The sequence below is a fragment of the Neobacillus ginsengisoli genome, assembly GCF_030813055.1.
The window spans coordinates 236,970-256,679 of record NZ_JAUSTW010000009.1; the positions used below are offsets into that span (position 1 = coordinate 236,970).

Annotated in this window: 19 protein-coding genes, 1 rRNA gene and 1 pseudogene; 5 read left to right on the plus strand and 16 right to left on the minus strand. The window is 38.3% G+C overall.

The features are described 5' to 3' along the window. Positions 1 to 117 precede the first annotated feature (117 nt). Genes J2S10_RS23280 through J2S10_RS23290 form a run of 3 tightly spaced genes read left to right on the plus strand, consistent with a single transcriptional unit; the run spans position 118 to position 3,862 of the window. Positions 118 to 1,653 (plus strand): spore germination protein, encoded by a 1,536-nt coding sequence (locus J2S10_RS23280; RefSeq protein WP_307412844.1) that lies wholly within the window; start codon positions 118 to 120, stop codon positions 1,651 to 1,653. Then, a complete protein-coding gene (locus tag J2S10_RS23285) occupies positions 1,650 to 2,750 on the plus strand; it encodes a GerAB/ArcD/ProY family transporter (RefSeq protein WP_307412846.1) in 1,101 nt (366 codons plus the stop codon). Before J2S10_RS23280 ends, J2S10_RS23285 begins: the two co-directional genes overlap by 4 nt. Beyond that, positions 2,747 to 3,862, plus strand: a complete 1,116-nt coding sequence (locus J2S10_RS23290) for a Ger(x)C family spore germination protein (protein WP_307412848.1) — start codon at positions 2,747 to 2,749, stop codon at positions 3,860 to 3,862. The genes J2S10_RS23285 and J2S10_RS23290 overlap by 4 nt, the downstream gene beginning before the upstream one ends. 429 nt (positions 3,863 to 4,291) lie before the next feature. On the opposite strand, the pseudogene J2S10_RS23295 reads toward J2S10_RS23290, so the two are convergent. From J2S10_RS23295 to J2S10_RS23365, 15 genes and pseudogenes are all read right to left on the minus strand, one after another. Then, positions 4,292 to 5,285, minus strand: a pseudogene (locus J2S10_RS23295) (aldo/keto reductase). A gap of 33 nt (positions 5,286 to 5,318) precedes the next feature. Beyond that, complete coding sequence (locus J2S10_RS23300; RefSeq protein WP_307412851.1) at positions 5,319 to 6,143, minus strand: dienelactone hydrolase family protein; 825 nt, start codon at positions 6,141 to 6,143, stop codon at positions 5,319 to 5,321. Positions 6,144 to 6,346: 203 nt separating this feature from the next. Continuing rightward, complete coding sequence (locus tag J2S10_RS23305; RefSeq protein ID WP_370876267.1) at positions 6,347 to 6,601, minus strand: glutaredoxin family protein; 255 nt, start codon at positions 6,599 to 6,601, stop codon at positions 6,347 to 6,349. A 54-nt stretch (positions 6,602 to 6,655) separates the two neighbouring features. Beyond that, complete coding sequence (locus tag J2S10_RS23310; RefSeq protein ID WP_307412857.1) at positions 6,656 to 7,990, minus strand: LLM class flavin-dependent oxidoreductase; 1,335 nt, start codon at positions 7,988 to 7,990, stop codon at positions 6,656 to 6,658. Between the two features lie 21 nt (positions 7,991 to 8,011). Next, a complete protein-coding gene (locus J2S10_RS23315) occupies positions 8,012 to 9,034 on the minus strand; it encodes an LLM class flavin-dependent oxidoreductase (RefSeq protein ID WP_307412860.1) in 1,023 nt (340 codons plus the stop codon). Between the two features lie 57 nt (positions 9,035 to 9,091). Beyond that, positions 9,092 to 9,649 (minus strand): NADPH-dependent FMN reductase, encoded by a 558-nt coding sequence (gene ssuE / locus J2S10_RS23320; RefSeq protein WP_307412864.1) that lies wholly within the window; start codon positions 9,647 to 9,649, stop codon positions 9,092 to 9,094. 403 nt (positions 9,650 to 10,052) lie between these two features. After that, the gene (locus tag J2S10_RS23325) at positions 10,053 to 10,811 is read right to left on the minus strand and encodes an ABC transporter ATP-binding protein (RefSeq protein WP_307412865.1); all 759 of its coding nucleotides are present in this window, start codon (positions 10,809 to 10,811) and stop codon (positions 10,053 to 10,055) included. A 15-nt stretch (positions 10,812 to 10,826) separates the two neighbouring features. Continuing rightward, on the minus strand, positions 10,827 to 11,585 hold the full coding sequence (gene ssuC / locus J2S10_RS23330) for an aliphatic sulfonate ABC transporter permease SsuC (protein ID WP_307412868.1): 759 nt from the start codon (positions 11,583 to 11,585) through the stop codon (positions 10,827 to 10,829). 13 nt (positions 11,586 to 11,598) lie between these two features. Next, on the minus strand, positions 11,599 to 12,738 hold the full coding sequence (ssuD, locus tag J2S10_RS23335) for an FMNH2-dependent alkanesulfonate monooxygenase (RefSeq protein WP_307412870.1): 1,140 nt from the start codon (positions 12,736 to 12,738) through the stop codon (positions 11,599 to 11,601). Between the two features lie 27 nt (positions 12,739 to 12,765). Continuing rightward, positions 12,766 to 13,746 carry a sulfonate ABC transporter substrate-binding protein gene (locus J2S10_RS23340; protein ID WP_307412872.1) on the minus strand — a complete coding sequence of 327 codons (981 nt, stop codon included), beginning with the start codon at positions 13,744 to 13,746 and terminating at the stop codon, positions 12,766 to 12,768. A 252-nt stretch (positions 13,747 to 13,998) separates the two neighbouring features. Continuing rightward, positions 13,999 to 14,754, minus strand: coding sequence for an amino acid ABC transporter ATP-binding protein (locus J2S10_RS23345; protein ID WP_307412874.1), 756 nt, complete (start codon positions 14,752 to 14,754; stop codon positions 13,999 to 14,001). Next, complete coding sequence (locus J2S10_RS23350) at positions 14,751 to 15,461, minus strand: amino acid ABC transporter permease (RefSeq protein WP_307412876.1); 711 nt, start codon at positions 15,459 to 15,461, stop codon at positions 14,751 to 14,753. Before J2S10_RS23350 ends, J2S10_RS23345 begins: the two co-directional genes overlap by 4 nt. 67 nt (positions 15,462 to 15,528) lie before the next feature. Beyond that, complete coding sequence (locus tag J2S10_RS23355; RefSeq protein ID WP_307412879.1) at positions 15,529 to 16,227, minus strand: amino acid ABC transporter permease; 699 nt, start codon at positions 16,225 to 16,227, stop codon at positions 15,529 to 15,531. Between the two features lie 36 nt (positions 16,228 to 16,263). Next, positions 16,264 to 17,082 (minus strand): amino acid ABC transporter substrate-binding protein, encoded by an 819-nt coding sequence (locus J2S10_RS23360; protein ID WP_370876268.1) that lies wholly within the window; start codon positions 17,080 to 17,082, stop codon positions 16,264 to 16,266. 41 nt (positions 17,083 to 17,123) lie between these two features. Next, positions 17,124 to 17,633, minus strand: a complete 510-nt coding sequence (locus tag J2S10_RS23365) for a GNAT family N-acetyltransferase (RefSeq protein WP_307412881.1) — start codon at positions 17,631 to 17,633, stop codon at positions 17,124 to 17,126. A 568-nt stretch (positions 17,634 to 18,201) separates the two neighbouring features. Here J2S10_RS23365 and J2S10_RS23370 point away from each other — a divergent pair. Continuing rightward, on the plus strand, positions 18,202 to 18,975 hold the full coding sequence (locus tag J2S10_RS23370; protein WP_307412883.1) for an alpha/beta hydrolase: 774 nt from the start codon (positions 18,202 to 18,204) through the stop codon (positions 18,973 to 18,975). 123 nt (positions 18,976 to 19,098) lie between these two features. Beyond that, complete coding sequence (locus tag J2S10_RS23375) at positions 19,099 to 19,251, plus strand: Fur-regulated basic protein FbpA (RefSeq protein WP_307412886.1); 153 nt, start codon at positions 19,099 to 19,101, stop codon at positions 19,249 to 19,251. A 252-nt stretch (positions 19,252 to 19,503) separates the two neighbouring features. On the opposite strand, the gene rrf is transcribed toward J2S10_RS23375, so the two are convergent. Continuing rightward, positions 19,504 to 19,620, minus strand: a 5S ribosomal RNA gene (gene rrf, locus J2S10_RS23380). Between the last annotated feature and the right edge of the window lie 90 nt (positions 19,621 to 19,710).

The following is a 19,710-nucleotide window of genomic DNA, read 5'->3' on the forward strand; positions in this document are numbered from 1 at the left end:
TTTGAATCGACTGCACATATAAGCACACCCACTGTCCTTTTACTTGATATATCCTGAATTATTTTTACATAAGTAGTTAATTATAATAATAATTTAATTCCTGTGGGTGATGGTAAAATGAAGATTTTTCATAATAAACCAAGAAAAAGTTTTTATGAGCCTCAAAAACAAGCAAACGAAATTCAAAATAAAAAGATAAGCACAACCCTATCTGAAAATCTTGTAGATTTGTATACACTTTTCACCCATACCCCTGACTTAATTGTACGACACTTGGATATTCAGAAGAGTGGTGAGAAAGCGGTCCTTATTTACCTTGCAAGTCTAACTAATACAGACTCCGTCCATGATCATATCCTTCGCCCGTTAATATATGGAATTGAAGATAAGGAGAATCCCAACTTACCGGTATCGATTGGTCACGTAGGATCATCGAATCATTGGACAGAGCTTGAGAACAGTATACTACAAGGTAAAAGTGTATTGTTAGTCGAGGGACGAAACGATGCAATGACCTTCGACACCCAAGGTTGGCCAGAAAGAGCAATTGAAGATCCACAGCTCGAAGCCTCTTTAAAGGGGGCACATCAAGGATTTGTGGAGACAGGCAGCAGAAATATCGCCTTAATCCGCCGCTATATTACTAGCCGTGAGCTAAAAATCAAAGAGATGATAGTTGGACGCCGAGGTAAGTGCAAGGTTTCGATTATGTACTTAGAAGATGTTGCACACCCAGAGGTATTACAAGAGCTGGAGGATCGCATCCGACGATTAGATGTCGATGCGATTCTTAATGCAGGAGAGTTAGAGGAATTCATTGAGGATAATACCTATTCCCCATTTCCGCAATTTATCTCAACGGAACGGCCGGATGCGGCTGCCTCTCATATTTTGGAGGGAAGATTTGTCGTTATGGTGGATGGATCACCCTCAGCGTTGGTCGCACCAGTAACACTTGTATCTTTTTTTCAAAATGTCGATGACTACGGCTCACGTTTCCTAACTGCTAATTTTATACGGTTACTGAGGTTACTTGCTTTTTTCGTGGCTATTCTTTTACCCTCACTTTATATATCTATTATTTCGTTTAATTATGAGTTAATTCCTGTAAAATTGTTGCTAAACATAGGAAAATACCGGGCTGAGGTGCCTTTTCCTCCGCTGATTGAAGCACTTATTATGGAGATTGCTCTTGAAATGCTGCGTGAAGCAGGGATACGCCTTCCTGCTCCCATTGGGCAAACCGTAGGAATTGTAGGGGCTATTGTTATCGGTCAAGCTGCTGTACAAGCTGGGATTGTCAGCAACATGATGATTATAGTTGTCGCCTCTACCGCTATTGCTTCTTTTATTATACCTAATTATGATATGAGCTCAGCCATTCGGTTATTGCGATTTCCTATGATGTTGCTAGCATCTTTTTTTGGAATTGTAGGTATTGTGGTTGGTTTGCTCACTTTGATTGGACATCTTATTTCTTTGGAATCGCTGGGCAATCCATACAGCAGTCCATTTGCTCCAGTCTATTTTTCCGATTGGAAGGATAGTTTTTTGCGTGTTCCACTCTGGAAAATGAACCGTCGTCCTTTGAGCGCAAGAGCGATTCAAGCAAAGAAACAAGGCTCCAATCACCCTCGGGGAGATGGAAAGTGAAAAAGTATGCTTACAATGAGATTACATTAATGCAATATATTTTTTTAATACATGGCGCACAAGTGGGCATCGGTGTACTGCAACTCCCACGAATCTTGGCAGAAAAGGCAGGTACGGATGGTTGGATCCCTATCATCTTTGGCTGGATGGCATCTGTTGCAGCGAGCCTAATCATGATTCAAATAATGAAGAAATATCCAGAAGGAACACTATTTGATTTGTGTACAAAGTATTTTGGAAAGTGGGCAGGAAAAGCCATTGCCCTTTTGAGTGCCCTGTATTTCGCTTATAGTGGGTTTATCATTTTTCAGCGGGCAATCCTTTTTATTCAAGTATGGATTTTGCCGGGAGTAGATGGTTATGTACTTATGATTTTATTCGCAATCCCTACTTATACTATTGCTCGTAATGGGTTTCGCATTATCGGTCGATACGCAGAACTCGTCTTTTTCATTACATTATGGATGCCTTTCTTTTACTGGGTTGCCTTGCGGGAAAACCATCACTGGATTCACCTTCTCCCTCTGTTCAAAGATATGAAGAAGGTGCTGTTGGCTACTCAATCTACTTCATATTCTTTTTATGGCTTTGAACTTACGTTTTTGCTATATCCATTTTTACAAAAGAAGCAAAAAGCTTCCATCGGCATTATAATCGCCAATTCATTAACAATGCTGGTATTTTTATTTGTAACTATTGCATGTTTTGTCTTTTTTAGTCCAGACCAAATTACTCTATTTAACGAACCTACAGTAAGCATATTAAAAGTAGTGGAATTCCGATTTTTAGAGAGAATGGAAATTATTTTTCTTGCGTTTTACTTGATGGTGCTATCTAGGACCTGGATGCCTTATATGTATGGTGCTACTTTCTGTACAAGTTGGCTGTTCGGGAAACAGGATCACAGCAAACATTTGCTCCTATTATTACTGTTGATGGTGATGTTCATGTATTTTGTTGTTCCTACTTTTAATCAAAATGACCTGTTGCAAGGGCTGAGTGCGAAAATTGCATTTCCCTTCATATATATCATTCCTTTATTTTTGTGGATTTACTTAAGTATCCATGAACGTATTCGAGGAAGGGTTACCAAATGAAGTGGTTGATTGGACTTTTTCTGTTGCTATTTTCTCTACTAATCCTTCCATCAGCAATTGTGCAACCACCATACTTGGAGGATACAATGTTTGCCTTAGCGTTTGGTATAGATTTGAATGAAGAAAATGAATTGGTATTTTATGAATCAAGTCCTATATTCAATAAAGAAGTGAAAGAAAAAAAAGAATTACATGAAGTCAGGGCAAAAACGATCCGGCAATCTAGAAAGGAATTCGACAGGCGCGGAACTGGTACGAACGTCGGATCAAAAGTTCAGGTTCTACTTATCGGGAAACGATTGCTTCAAGATCCAAATTGGTTTTCCTTACTAGATAACTCTTATCGTGATACTAAAGCTACGGTCAATCCCAGAATAATAATCGTAGATGGTCCTGTTTCAGGGATTATGCACTTTAATCCTAAAAACAAACCAATCACCTCAATATATTTAAGGTCCCTGATCGATTCTTCACATGGAAGGGGAGAATCCATACAAACAACGCTACAGGACCTGCATCGGCAGATGTTTGACAAAGGCCTCACTCCCTGCATCCCTAAGATTAAACTGGGGAAAGAAGTCATAGTGACTGGCAGTACATTATTAAACGAGAAAGGAACGCTCAGTGCTTCGCTTGATTCTCAGGAAACAACCTTGTTACAAATACTGCAAGGAGACAAGGCCGATTATATCTTTACCCTTCCTATTATAAAGGGGAAAGAGGAGAACACAATCTACAGAAATATGTTAAGCTTTAATGCGCATAGCGTAAAAACAAAAATTCATACAGGGTATAGACATGGTAAATTCACATTCGACATTCACATTAATATGTACATGGAATTAACGGAGCGTCCATCTCCATTTGATATGATTAATAATAATGACAAACTAGAACAGATGGTAGAAGAACAACTGAAAATGCAATTTGGTCAATTCATAAAGAAAATCCAAAAACATAAAATTGACCCGATTGGCCTAGGGGTATATGCCAGAGCCTATCAAAATAAGCATTATGAGCAAGTACGGGATCATTGGGGCAAAGCCCTAGGAGAAGCAACTATCAATACTTCTGTAGATGTAACAACACGATCCATGGGGGCTGTCAAATAAACAAAGAGAAAGGAGTTTACATTCTTTTAAGGAGGAAACAACGAAAAGCCCTCTGGATTATAATTGAAGTGCATTACTTGTAAGCAATTTTGTTGCTAACCCTGATAGTATTATGTTCGAAAATAATTCTTTTTTCTCTTAGAAGACCAGAACCAATTTCATTAAGAAAAGGGCCAGCTCAAATGTTAGGACTGAAATCATTTCGTACAACTAACCTAATAAGTAGTATCGAAGCTATGCATAGGATGAAAAAAAGACACTTTACCTATGAATGAAATAAGCCCAAAACTAGGTCGGTTGTTTGAATTAGCTACTTAATCCCAAAGTTAACAGGCGTTCAATGTTTGGAGTTAGTATAGAAATAGTCTACTCTTAATCAAAAAGAAGCCTGCTTTTATTGATCTAAGCAGACCTCGTTTATGACTTTTATTATAAATTAACCCCATTCATGCCAGCTTCATGATAGCGTTCACCTGCTGCAATTCCGCGTGGGGCAACTTGATTAATACGGGCAAGATCGTCAGCTGTTAACGAAATTGAAAGTGCTCCAATATTTTCCTCTAAGTACGTAACCCTCTTAGTTCCGGGGATTGGAACAATATCTTCTCCTTGTGCTAACAGCCAGGCAAGAGCAAGCTGCGAAGGAAGACAGCCTTTTTCCTCAGCAATTTCTTTAATCTTTTTGACTAAATCTATGTTCTTTTGAAAATTTTCACCCTGAAAACGGGGAGAATGACGGCGATAGTCGTCTTCTGCCAAATCCTCAAACCTTTGGATTTGTCCAGTCAGAAATCCTCTGCCTAAAGGGCTGTAGGGTACAAAACCAATTCCCAATTCCCAATTCCCGGCAAACCGGAAGAATTTCATCTTCAACGTCTCTGCTCCAAAGAGAGTACTCTGTTTGGACAGCCGTAATTTGATGAACTTTATGGGCACGGCGTATCGTCTGTGGAGCAGCCTCCGATAAACCAATATATCGTATTTTCCCTTCTTTAATTAAATCAGCCATCGCACCGACGGTCTCCTCTATTGGTGTATTTGGATCAACCCGATGTTGATAGTAAAGGTCAATGTGATCCACACCTAAGCGGCGAAGGCTGGCCTCACAAGCTTGTTTTACATATTCAGGACGGCCATTTATGCCTAAAAACGCACCATCCTCCGCTCTTACATTCCCGAATTTAGTGGCAATAACCACTTGGTCCCGATAACCCTTAACTGCCCGTCCCACTAATTCTTCATTCCTGCCTACCCCATACATATCAGCGGTATCCATAAGTGTAACACCTAATTCAAGAGCTTTATGGATCGTTTTGACTGACTGTTCATCATAGCGGCCACTATAAAAATCGGACATTCCCATACAACCCAAGCCAAGAGCCGAAACCTCTAAGCCAGTACTCCCAAGCATTCTTTTTTGCATAGCTAACCTCATCCTCTCTTTTTTTAAAATTAACTACTTTTCTAAAACAAGCACTTTGTGGAAAAACTGTAACACCCTCTGAAAGGCATCCCTTGCAGCGGTCACACTGTAAGAAGCACGGGTATCATTAAAAAACGCATGGCCTGTCTCTTTATAAATTTGATAATCAAATGTTTTGCCATGTTGCTCCATTTGTTCGGCAAATGCAGGGACATAGTCCGATATTCGTTTATCAGTTTCACCATAAAAACCATAAACCGGGCAGTTAATTTGATTCAGCTCTTCCTTAGATGGTGCATTGCCATAAAAAATGATAGCCCCTTTTAAAAGAGGATCGCGACAGGCTAACAACGCTGAAAGAGCTCCACCCATACAAAATCCAATTGAAGCAACAACTTGTCCTTTTGATGCATCACAGTCATTCCGCAAATAATTTGAAGTTGCAACGAGCTGCTCAATATAATCGGATGAATGCATTCCTCCAAACATTCTTTCAAATGTTTGGGAAACGCGAGTTTGTTTTTCCTCAGGTAATTCTTTTAGAGCTTGCTCTCTTTCCGCTGGATTATTCCACACGGTATGGGGCAACGAATCTAGAAATGCCTTTACCTCATCTATTCGTTCTGAACGTAACTCTTCAATACGATTCCCATTTTTCGCATATAAATCAGGAGCAAAAGCAAGGTAACCCGCCTGGGCGAATCTTTCAGTGATATTTTGAATATGGGCGTCTACGCCCCATATTTCTTGAATGATAATAACGGCAGGCAGGTTTTCCTTCTCTTGATCCATTTTTGCCATATAGCCAATAAATTCTTGATTTTCCCCATATTGAACCCACTTTGTTTCCAACGACATACATTCTCCTCCATTCCTAAAATATAATCTTAAACTTTCCAAGAGTTTCCTTTAATCCCATGTTAAATAAAACCTCATTCAAATTCAAATTTAAACGATGCTGTTTTGTAAGACTTTGTTAGAGAATAATTAACCTAAAGAAATAGACCGTCTTATAGACGATCTATTAAATAGATTACTTCTAATTGCTTGCTTTAATAGTCTTATTTATTGATCAGAATCTTGAGTTTCTCAAAATCTTTCTCCCATATTGCCTCGTATACTTGTTCTGAACCAACCTCAATAACGGGAACATGGCGGATACCATACTTTGTTTCCAAAACATCTCTTAAGTAATCTTTATTCTCGACATCAATGGAGGTGTATTTATAGCCCGCCTCACTTAAATAGTTTTTTACCTCTTCACAATTTGGACAAGCTTTCTTGCTCCATATAATAATCCTTTTATTTTGTGCCATCATTATCACCCTTTCTTTTTTTACGGCTGACTCGAATTCAGTGAATCTTTTCACCTACTTATTAAAATAAAGTTCTTTACTATAACGGTTCTTTGGTACGGGAATTCCTAGATTCCCTCTTAGTGTGTCATTCTCATACTCCGAACGGAAAAGTCCGCGTTCTTGTAATAGCGGCAACACATAGTGGATAAAATCATTGAGACCATCCGGTAAAACAGCATTGCCAAGCATAAACCCATCTGCAGCCCCTTCTTTAAACCATTGCTGTAAGAGGTCAGTAACTTTTTCAGGTGTTCCGATAAAAGTGGTCTTAGGTGTCGTTACTCGAATAGCTACTTGACGAAGAGTTAATTGTTCCTCCTTGGCCATTTTCTTGATTCTGTCGGTTGTACTCCTGAAGCTATTTTTACCAATTTCTCCAATATCAGGAAATAATTCATCAAGTGGAAACTGAGAAAAATCAAAATGGTCAAAAAAACGGCCTAAATAATTTAAGGAATCTTCTACAGTAACTAAACTCGCGATTTCCAAATATTTTTTCTCCGCCTCTTCATTGGTGCGACCGATGATAGGGCTAATACCAGGAAATATGAGGATTTCATCTGGAGACCGGCCAAAGGATACTGCACGTTTTTTTACATCATGATAGTATTCTTTCGCTTGTTCAATATTGTCATGTCCCGTAAACACAGCATCCGCCCACTTTGCAGCCAAATCTTTTCCCGGTTCAGATGATCCTGCTTGAAAAATTACGGGCTGCCCCTGTTTTGAACGGCTGATATTCAAAGGGCCCTCAACCGAAAAGAATTCTCCTTGATGATTCAAGGTGTGCATTTTATCCCGGTTAAAAAATACACCTGTCTTTTTATCCCTGATAAATGCATCCTCCTCCCATGAATCCCAGAGACCATTGGTAACCTCTAAATATTCATCTGCGATTTTATACCGCAATTGATGGGAGGGATGTTCCAGCTTGCTGTAATTTTTGGCTGATCCCTCAAGCGGTGAGGTAACAACATTCCAACCCGCCCGGCCGTCACTTATCCTATCAAGTGATGCAAATTGCCTTGCCACTGTAAAAGGTTCACTATAAGATGTAGAAAGAGTTCCTACTAAACCGATATGAGAAGTTACCGAAGCAAGAGCAGATAAGATTGTAAGCGGTTCAAAGCGGTTTAAAAAATGAGGAATGGATTTTTCGTTAATGTATAATCCATCTGCTACAAAAACCAAATCTAATTTTGCCGCTTCTGCTTTTTGTGCTAATTGCTTATAGAAGGAAAAATTCACACTCGCATCGGCTGGTGCATTTTTATACCTCCAAGCAGCCATATTTCCCCCGGCGCCATGAAGCATAACTCCTAGTCTAAGTTTTTTATCTTTTGTCATTTTCCTCTCTCCTTCATACAGCTATTTTAATAGAACAGAAATTTCTGAAAATGCTTCACTTAAGAGTACATAGGATTTAAGTCTATCTTCAAAATTTTGAATGGGAGTGATAATAATAACCTCATCCAGATCGTAGATATCTTGAATTTGGAGCAGTTTTTCTCTCACTGTTTCCTTTGAACCATGAATAATGCTGGCTTCTTGTATTTCAATTCGATAGTTTTCATCTGCCTGTTTGGCAAAAATCTCTGCTTGCTCGATACTCCCAACTGTCACTGTCTTTCCGCTTTCAAGATGAACTTTAAAAATTTCCGAATTGGTTACAAGCTGCTTTGCTTCCTCATCTGTGTCAGCCACAATGACCGAAAGAGCAAGAATAAAAGAGATCGGTTCTGATTTTTTCCGTTCCTGCAGCCGACTGAATACCTCAAAAGCTTCTTCGAGGATAGCCTTATTACTATTAATGAATTGGGCAAATACAAAGGAATATCCTAATTCTCCTGCGAGTTTGGCACTTGATGCACTTGCACCCAATAAGAAAAGGTCCGGAGGATTAGAAGGCACAGGCTCAGCTTTCAGTCCGTAAAAAGGGGCGTGTGGTTCAATGTTATCGAACACAAACTTTTTTAAATCAACTAGTTTTTCCCACAACTCTTTCGTTTTTTCTGATAATCCCTCCTGAAGGGCTTTTGTTGATAACGGAAGACCACCGGGAGCTTTCCCTAATCCTAGATCCACTCTCCCCGGAGCTAAAGAAGCTAACACATTAAAGATTTCGGCAACTTTATATGGACTGTAATGCTGCAGCATAACTCCTCCTGAACCAATTCGAATTCGATTCGTTTTTGCCAGAAGATGTGATATTAAGACTTCCGGTACAGACCCTGCTAATTTATCTGAATTATGATGCTCTGATACCCAGAAGCGGTGATACCCCAACGCTTCCGCCTTCTGGACTAATTCAATCGTATGGTTAAACGCATCAATTGCTGTTTCATTTTCAGCGATGACGCTTTGATCCAAAATGCTTAGTCGTAATCCCACTTGATTCCCCTCCTTGAAAAAATAAGTTATATATAGACCAACAGACTGTTTATTTCATTACACAATGGAGCGGGAAACATTCTTTTCAGGAGAGAAAGATGTCTTTAAGAAATTCAATGAAGGTTCTAATCGATTTTTAGCTTCTAAATCTAATTCATAACGATTACCACCTAGTTTTTTTACTTGGCTATCTAAAATAAAAGTGCTTTTTAATATATGGGTTGCTCCAAGAGCTGCCAGCACCGGCTTAAGTGCATAATCGATCATTAAAAGATGACCAAAGGTTCCTCCGATTGCAATGGGCAAAATCGTTTTATTTTCAAGACTATTTTGCGGAAGCAGATCCAAGTAAGTTTTTAAAACTCCAGTAAAGGATGCTTTATAAACAGGAGTCAAAACCACAATCATAGTTGAATCCTCAACCTTCTTATTGGCCTCAACAATTTCTTCGCTATCAAATTTCGCTTGGATTAAAACTTGTGCCGGAAGATTGCGGATATTGATTATATTAGGCGGTATATTAACACCCTTAAAATAACTTACAACATAATCTAATATCCCATTTAATCTCGTTTCTTCAGCAGGACTTCCAGAAATAATTGTTACTTTACTCATCAGTTATGCTCCCTTTCTTGAATGGATTTTTACTATAGCTCATTATTGCTATTAAAAAACTTGGTTTTAAAATAACGTTTTACTAAAATAATAATTTAATAGGACTATAGATAAAATAGTAAATAAAAATTCAACGAGAAAGAACTTCCTTGATCCCATAATCATAAAACCATTGATCGATGGTATTATATATCCCCCTGTTTAATCTGTATTGATGATTGCACCAATTGAAAAACTGTAAATCAGGCAGATTTAGATTTCCGTTCTTTTTCAAAGGGTCCTTTCCTAACTCCTTTCTGAAAATATTCCGTGAGCTTAAATTGATCTCTGACATATAAAATGCACTCCTTTCTTAGCGTTTTACATAGGTGACAGGCACCATTCAAAAATTGGATGGTGCCTGTCACTCTATTTTTCGATTAGACAATTTGTCTTTTCCCAAAATTCGTTTCAATATATGGCTTACTGTTGGAGAAAATAAAGGATGATCCCTCTGGCGTGGATATGGAAGTTTAATAGGATGGGTCATCACAATTTCTCCATCTTCAATTAATATGACTCTATTAGCAAGAGCTACTGCTTCTTCTACATCATGAGTTACCAAAACAGCGGTAAACTTCTTTTCCATCCATAAATCTTCAATTAGCCGGTGCATTTCGATCCGTGTTAGTGCATCAAGCGCGCCAAGTGGTTCATCTAATAACAGTATCTCCGGCTCATGAACCAATGCTCTTGCAAGTGCTACTCTTTGCCGCTGTCCTCCTGATAATACGGAGGGCCAATCATTTATCCGGTCTCTCAATCCGACTTGTTCCAATACCGTTTCAGCACGCTCTTGCCAGTCCGCTTTTAATCCTAAACCGACGTTCTGATACACTTTTTTCCATGGCAGTAGTCGGCCATCCTGAAACATTATTTTTGCAATTTGGTTTCTACCTTCCAAACGTTTACCGTTAACAAAAATAGTCCCATCTCTTGCAGTATCCAGGCCGGCAAGTAAACGTAACAGTGTACTCTTACCACACCCGCTTTTTCCTACAATTGCAATAAATTCTCCTTTATTAACCTTTAGATTAATATTTCGAAGTACATTATGATTACCAAATGATTTTTCTATATTAGAGACTTCTAAAATCATATCTTTCACTTTATTTTGAGTCATTGATAACCCTCCTATCTATTTTTGATAAGTCGGATGCCATTTTAAAAATCTTTTCTCGGCAATTTTCGCTGCAAGGTCTGACAGTTTTCCAAGAAGTGCATAAAGAATAATACTCAATACGATGACATCCAGCCTCATAAATTCTCTAGCATTCATCGCCATATACCCAATACCAGAATTCGATGCAATCGTTTCTGCGACAATAAGTGTTACCCAAGTAATTCCTAATGCATACCGCACTCCTACTAGAATAGACGGGAGAGCACCCGGTAAAATAATGTTATTGAATAGCGAAAATCCTTTAAGACCATATACTTTTCCCATTTCAATAAGAGATTTGTCTATAGAACGAATTCCATGAAATGTGTTTAAATAAATCGGAAAAAAAGTACCTAATGCAACAAGAAACAGCTTTGCCTCTTCTTCGATTCCAAACCATAAAATCACGATCGGAATTAAAGCAAGATGGGGAATGTTCCGAATCATTTGTAAGGAACTATCCAGCAGACTTTCCGAAATTCTAGACAAGCCGTTCAATAGCCCTAATGCAAAGCCAATTCCTCCCCCGATAAAAAAACCTAATAAAGCTCGTTTAGTACTTGCACGAATATATTCAAAAAGCTGACCGGATCGAGCTAATTCCACAGCTGATTTGAAGACATCTAAAGGATTCGGTAACACCCGTGAAGATAGGATCCCAAATTGACTTGTCAGCTGCCAGGAAACAAGTAATAAAATAGGAACAATCCACGGAACAATCTGTTTTTTATTCATCTTCATCCACCCTTCACTTTAAAACTTTTGGGAATTCGTTGTTTGCGACAATTTCTCCAAATGGACTGATGATAGTAGCTGTATCTGAAACCGTTACATCCTGTTCTAATGGAAGGTGCGGGAATAATAATTCTGATACGCGATACGCTTCTTCCAAATGTGGATATCCGGATAAAATGAATGTTTCAATTCCAAGATCAGCGTATTCTTTCATTCTTTTAGCAACAGTCTCAGGGTCTCCGACCAATGCAGTCCCTGCTCCTCCTCTAACAAGACCAACTCCGGCCCATAAATTAGGACTGATCTCTAATTGCTCCTTCCTTCCATTATGCAATTCCGCCATTCTCTGCTGTCCTACGGAATCAAATCGGGAAAATATTTTTTGAGAGGAAGCGATTAATTCATCGTCGACATATTTAATCAAATCATTCGCTGCAGCCCAAGCTTCTTGTTCTGTTTCTCTTACGATTACATGTAATCGTATACCAAAGCGAACAGTTCTGCCTTGCTCTTTTGCCAATTGTTTTACTTGCACAATTTTCTCTGCGACTTTTGCAGGCGGTTCACCCCATGTTAAGTAAACATCCACATGTTTAGCAGCTATTTCTTGACCAATTTCAGAAGATCCACCGAAATAAAGAGGCGGATAAGGGTTTTGAACAGGTGGATATAATAATTTACTATTATCTACTTTTAAGTACTCTCCTGAAAAATCAGCTTCTCCCTTTTCTACTAAATCCCTCCAAATCGTAAGGAATTCATCCGTTAGTTCATAGCGCTCTGTATGGCTTAAATGTAAGCCATCTCCCGCAAGCTCTACAGGATCTCCACCTGTTACGACATTGATCAATAATCGGCCATTTGACAAACGATCAAAAGTAGCTGCCATTCTTGCTGCCTGCGACGGAGAACTTAGGCCGGGCCGTACAGCGACAAGAAATTTCATTCTTGATGTAACAGGAATTAAGCTTGAAGCCACTACCCATGAATCTTCACAAGATCTTCCTGTTGGAAGTAAGGCACCGGTATATCCCAGATGATCAACCGCCTGAGCGACTTGTTTCAAGTATGGGTAAGTAACTGCCCTGCCACCTGTTGTTACTCCTAAATAACGTGAATCTCCATGAGTTGGTAAAAACCAAAAAACTTTCATCTTTTAAATCCCCTTTCTTTCATTTATCTATTTTGATATTGCCTCTTGTACCTGGATATCTTTCGGAATTAATTTAAGTTTGTAAAAAGCATCAGCAATTTGTTGCTGATCTTTTGCCACTTTTTTATTCATCTTTTCTAATCCAAATGTTCTTCTATTCAGTGTTAACTCTAAAGTATCCACACTCATTCCAATTTGAGGAGCCAAGAATTTTGCTGCTTCTTTTGGATTTCCTTCCACCCATTTATCTGTCTTTTTTAGTTCTTTAAAAATCACATCTAAGACTTTAGGATTCTCTTTTTCAAACTTACTTGTAGCTAAGAAGAATTCGCGGTTGTTCACTAGCCCCGTTCCATCTGCTAAAATACGAGCATTTGTAGCACGCTCGGCATCTGCTAAAAACGGATCCCAGATCACCCAGGCATCTACACTTCCTTTTTCAAACGCTGCCCGTGCATCTGCAGGCGGAAGAAATACAGTTTTAATATCACCGTATGGAATGCCTGCTTTTTCTAATATTTTTACTAATAAAAAATGGACATTTGACCCTTTATTTAAAGCGATTTTCTTTCCTTTTAAGTCTTTCAGCGTTTTGATTGGTGAATTTTTTGGTACTAAAATCGCCTCTCCTTTTGGATTTGCAGATGCATCAGCATAATATACAAGTGGTGCACCCGCCGCTTGAGCAAAAATTGGCGGCGCTTCACCTGTATGGCCAAAATCCAGACTTCCTACATTTAGTGCCTCCAGCAACTGGGGTCCTCCGGGAAACTCGGTCCATTTAACAGAATAACCAAGCGGTTTTAATCCTTTTTCCAAGCTTCCCTTCGCCTTTAATATGTTTAAGGTCCCGAATTTTTGATAACCAATATTAATTACCTTTAACTCCTTGGTATTGGACGCAGACTCTTGTTTTTCTCCAGATGTGGAGGTACTGCATCCACTTAGAAGAAAAGACAAAAGTAAGATAAATGCCACCCACCAATTACGCTTATATTTTTTAATCACGCTCGACTCCTCCTGCTTCTCAAATTACTCTTAGTAGATTTTGAAATCTCATTCGGAATAAAGTTTACAAAAAAGGCCCCTAATCTCATGAAATGGAGAAAGGAGCCTTCGGTAGTCCGACCAGCATTATTTATATCGTCTGAAAGATTTATAATTGAATTTATCAACTAGGTTTTAAGTTTTAAAAAAATAAATCAGGATCTTAGAAATTTTAACTATCTAGAACTATAAAAAAGAAATATCTATTAAGGATTATGAAACACCATACAACACATCCGGTGTAATCCGTTTTAAAAACTGCTTAGTTCGTTCTTCTCTAGGGTTTGTGAATATTTCTATTGGGCTTCCCTGTTCTACAATCGTACCTTGATCCATAAAAACGACATGATTTGAGATGTCCCGTGCAAACCCCATTTCATGTGTTACAATTACCATCGTGATCCCTTCACTGGCAATATTCCGAATGACTTCTAATACTTCCCCTACAAGTTCCGGATCCAGTGCAGATGTAGGCTCATCAAACAAGATAACCTCCGGATTTAAAGCCAGAGCTCGGGCAATGCCAACACGTTGCTGCTGTCCCCCGGACAACTGGATCGGATAAGTATCTATTTTATCCGATAAACCAACCTTTTCAAGCACTTCAAGACTTCTCTTCCTCGCTGTTTCTTTCGGAACCTTTTGTGCAATCACTAGCCCCTCCATCACATTTTCGAGTACAGTTTTATGCTTAAATAAATTATAATGTTGAAAAACCATCGCCGTTTTTTTCCGTAGTTTAAGAATTTCCTGCTTACTTGGTCGTTTACAACTAATAGTAAAATCTCCGATGGTCACTTCTCCATCATTCGGCCTCTCCAAAAAATTAATGCACCGAAGTAGCGTTGTCTTTCCTGACCCGCTTGGACCGAGAATGACGACAACCTCTCCTTTTTTAACAAATAAATTGATTCCTTTCAAAACAGAATGTTTATGAAAGGATTTATGAATGTTTTTTAATTGAATCATCGGACTTCACCTCTATTGTATAAAGTAACCCGCTTTTCTAAAAAGGCTGTAAACGATTCTGCCATAATGGTCATGGTCCAATAAATAATAGCAGCTGCAATATAAGCCTCGAGAAATTTTAAATTATTTGATGCCACAATATTCGCTGCGCCATTCAACTCCTTTTGAGACACAATAAAAGCAATGGAGGAAGTGTGCAAAAATCCGACAAATATATTACACAAATTTGGTAATGTAACCGCAAAGGCTTGAGGAAGCACGATGCGTCTCATTGCTTGTGAACTGCTCATGCCCACAGAATAGGCTGCTTCAATCTGCCCGCGATTCACTGCTAATATCCCTGATCGAATGATTTCCGACATATAGGCACCGGCAGTGATCGAAAATGCGGTTAACACAAACACAAGAACTGGGATCGAATTTGTTTTAAATCCCCAACCATAATACTTGCATAAACGATCAATGACTATTGGCAATCCCAGATAAATGAGCATAATATGCAAGATTATTGGTGTACCCCGTAGGAAAGATACATAAAAATCAGCAATCCGATGAAGAAGCCTTACTTTATAAAGCCTAATCATTGCAATGACAACACCTATACCAAAACCAATGACTAACGGTACAATCGTAATGACAAGTGTAAGTGGCAAAGCTTTTAAAATTTCCAACAATGCCGTAAAGATAAATGGGATATCAATGGTCATCGTCTCCACCTCACCTTCTAATTCAAAATAGATTAATATATAAAAAGCCTTGAGTAATCCGATAAAACTATGAGATTAACCTTTGCTCGTGCCGTTGCAATCTGTTTTCAAAAAAAGCAAAGACTTTTTCAAGCAGGACAGCAACTGCATAGTATATGATTGATAATGACATATACACTTCCAATGCATGAGCGGTAGCTGTAATCAAGGTGTCCCCCCTGCCCATCATATCCATTACTCCAATGGTGAAAGCAAGAGAAGTATCTTTTAAAAATCCGATAACCGAGTTACCGAAGTTAGGGAATGAAATGACTAAGGCCTGGGGAAGGACAATACGTACAAATGCTTGTTTCCCTGTCATCCCTACGGAATACGCGGCTTCAGCTTGACCTTTTTCAATACTATTAACCGAACCGCGTATGATTTCAGAAAATGAAGCCCCGCTGCTAAGTGAGTAAGTAACAATAACAAACACCAACGGTCCCGTCTTAAAAAGATCAATATTAACAGCTTCTAAAAGTGCCGGTAACCCGTAAAAAATCAAGAATAATTGGATCAATATTGGAGTACCTCTCATAAACGATACATATACGGCGGCTATATGGCCCAAAATAGGCATATTATATAGGCGCGGCAGGGCAACCAAAAATCCAATGACAATGCCAAACAGAACGGATAAAGCAAGAATAAGCAATGTTACGTGAAAGTATGACAACAATTTGGGGATAAACTCCCACACAAGTGAACTATCGAACGCTTTTCCCATTTCACACCCTTTACCTTTCTATGCATCTATTAAAATCTATTCAGCCTGTGTATAGTCTTCACCTAACCACTTTGTGCTCAGTTTCTTTAATGTACCATCTGCTTTGATTTCTTTTAGTGCTTTATCAATACTTGCTTTCAAATCCGTTTCGTCTTTACGTAAAAGGAAATATACTTTTGAATTAGAGAGTGCCGGCCCTACCACTTTTTGCTGTGCATTAGCAGCTTTATTGATAAAATCTACTGCAAATGGCGTGCTGATCGTTGCATCTACACGGCCTGTTTTCAATTGCGTTTTGGTATCATCAGATCCTTGACCGGAATAGACAATGTTAATTTTATTACCGTGTTCTTTATTATATTTATCAAGGAGTACCGCTGCGTTGCTTGTCGCGCCTACAATGACTTTCTTACCTTTTAAATCTTCAATTGACTTAATATCGTTGTTATCTTGACGAACAGTAACTTTTAGCGGAAAAACATTATATGGTACATCATTAAAAAGGAATTTCTTCTGTCTCTCTTCGTTCACTTCCATTTGATGGGCGATAAAATCAATTTTCTTCGTTTCCAGGCTAAGCAGCAAATTCGAGAACTCCATAGTTTTGAACTCGAATTTATATTCAGGAAGTCGTTTGTCAATTTCCTTCACGAGTTCTACATCATAACCAGTTAAATTTCCTTTATCATCGATAAAGCAGATATTCGGAAACTGCGTACCTGTCCCCACGACAATCGTCTTGACTTCTTTGTTACCTGCGTCATTTTTTTCAGATATGCCAGCAGTGTTTGACCCGCAGCCTGTGATTAGTAATATAATAGCTAATAATGTTACGGCAAATGTAATTTTTTTCAATTCCTTAACCCCCATCTTTTTATTCTTTATTTGTTTTTGGTTTATATTTTTTTATTTGTAGTAAAAAACATCTCTGGTATCAGAACCTTTCTTAAAAAAACACCTTTTCCTCGTTCTCCGTGATCCACTTCATAAAATCGCTCATATCCATTCCTTTCGTACATTGGAATTAACCAAGGGTGCTTATCGGATGTACCGAGTGCAACAGCAGGTGCCTTCAAAGTATCTCTAATAATAACCTCTTCAACATATCGTAGTATTTTTGACCCAAATCCTTGTTTCTTATAGGCGGGGTCAACCGCGAACCACCATACACAAGGCAAATCAGTTACTTCTTCGAATAATCTAACGGAAAGGGTTGCAACGATTGAATTATTTTGCTCTAACACATAGCAAGAATGATTCGTTATATTATGTTTAACAAGCTCTATATCTGCAGTTGCAGCCGGGAACTGAATGCCTAGTTTTCTAATTGGTTCATATGCCCTTAATGTTAGACTCAACAGCTCTTCCGCATCTTCCAACGTGGCTAAGCGATATGTATTACTCAATTTTTTTCCTCCTCATGTTTTCAATAGAAAAGGCTCCTGTTAGATACAGGAGCCTTTGGTAGTCCAATCGGCTTTTGTTAAGATAAATGAAAATCAGGCAGATAAATTTTTCTCTTTTTTCAATATGTGCTTCATTACATGCAATTACCATCTAATTTAACAACAATTTGACTATGAGATCGACATTGCTTTTTACCTCCCACTTACTATTTTTGAAATTTAATGTAACATCCCTAAATAAAAAGACCCTTAGTATAAAATTCACTTTATACTAAGGGCCGCCGGTTGACCAGTAAGCCTTCATTCGTATTTTACCTACTTGTTTACTTGGGATTGAAACTATTGACTAAAATATAAAGCCTAAAGAATCTGTTGTCAATTCATTTTTTGAAATATTTAATTTAATATTTTTTTAAAAACACAGTTGACTCATCGGAATAGTTAAGTATATTATTATGATACTTTATATTGAATGGCTGATTGGTCTTCCAAAGGCACCTAACTCTTTTGAGGGTAGGTGCTTTATTTTTTTTATAAAAAATAGCAGGAATAGGGAAGGAGATTTAATATGCTTGAAAAATATCCCGTCTTACCAGGAGCAGAACCTTTTTTCTTTAATGGGAATCATATTGGTATCCTGATTTCCCACGGATTTGTTGGAACCCCCCAAAGCGTCCGGTTTTTAGGAGAGTATATTTCATCTCATGGTTATACTGTATACGGAGCAAGATTAAAAGGTCATGGAACGCATTATGAGGATATGGAAAGATGCAACTACTGGGATTGGATTCAAAGTCTAGAAGATGGGTATCGTTTCTTACAACAACATTGCCGCGATATCTTTATTATCGGTCAATCCATGGGTGGTACCTTAACAATAAATCTTGCAAGTAAATACCCTGACATTAAAGGGATTGTGTTGGTGAATGCAGCAATGACAGCAATTCCTGAAATGGAGGAGTTTAAAGATAAAATGGAGCCTCGATTTATTGATGAAGGAGCACCGGATATTAAGGCAAACGATGTACATGAAATTACTTATGCAAAGGCACCAATACGATCTATTAAGCAGTTGCTATCCTTAATGGATATCACACGGGGAAAACTTCCAAGTGTTACGTGTCCGACATTTGCGTTTCGATCAGAGGAAGACCATGTCGTTCCCCCTGAAAACACGGATTATATAATGGCTCATATTCAGTCCGATATAAAAAAAATCATTCCACTGTATAACTCCTATCACGTTGCTTCGATGGATTATGAAAAGAAATTCATTGCTGACCAATGCTGTCTATTTATTGAGAAATATGCTAGTAATCCTAGGGAGATGGAAATATCCTAACCTCTTTACAACAGGTTTGCTTGCAACTCATTCACTTAATGAGATGGATGTTAAATGGAAGTGAGGGAATTATTCTTAGAGCTGCTCAACGATAATCATAGGGTAATCGGAGGTGTTTGAAGAATGAGCAATTTACTTCGAGATGCTGTTGAGAAGAAAAAACAATACTTGATTGATAAGTTGATTGCATTGGGCTTTTATAAAAAAGATGACAAACATCTTTTTGAGTGGACTTTAAGTGAACTTGAAAAAGAATATAGGTCCTTAAGACAATAATATAAGGATATCTCATCATTCAATAGATCATGCATTTGATTTGACTGATCCGACAATCGGAAGGTCCTTAGTTTTTTTACAGATAATTTAAAGAAGTAATTTTCTCAGAGATTGGTAAATAAGAAATGTAATAATAAAATGTTATTAATGCTTCATTTTCATCAAATTCAGGAGCATTAAACCTGTTTATTCATTTGCCCTTACGGACATAAAATAAAAAAGACAACCCTTATCAGATTGTCTTTCATTTTTGCCTGGCAACGTCCTACTCTCACAGGGACTCGCGTCCCAACTACCATTGGCGCTGAGAAGCTTAACTTCCGTGTTCGGTATGGGGACGGGTGTGACCTTCTCGCTATTGCTGCCAGACTATTTATGTTGAGGTTTCATTCCCTCAAAACTAGATAATGCAGAAGAAGTATTGTAAAAACGAGTTCGCTTTAAAACTGGTTAAGTCCT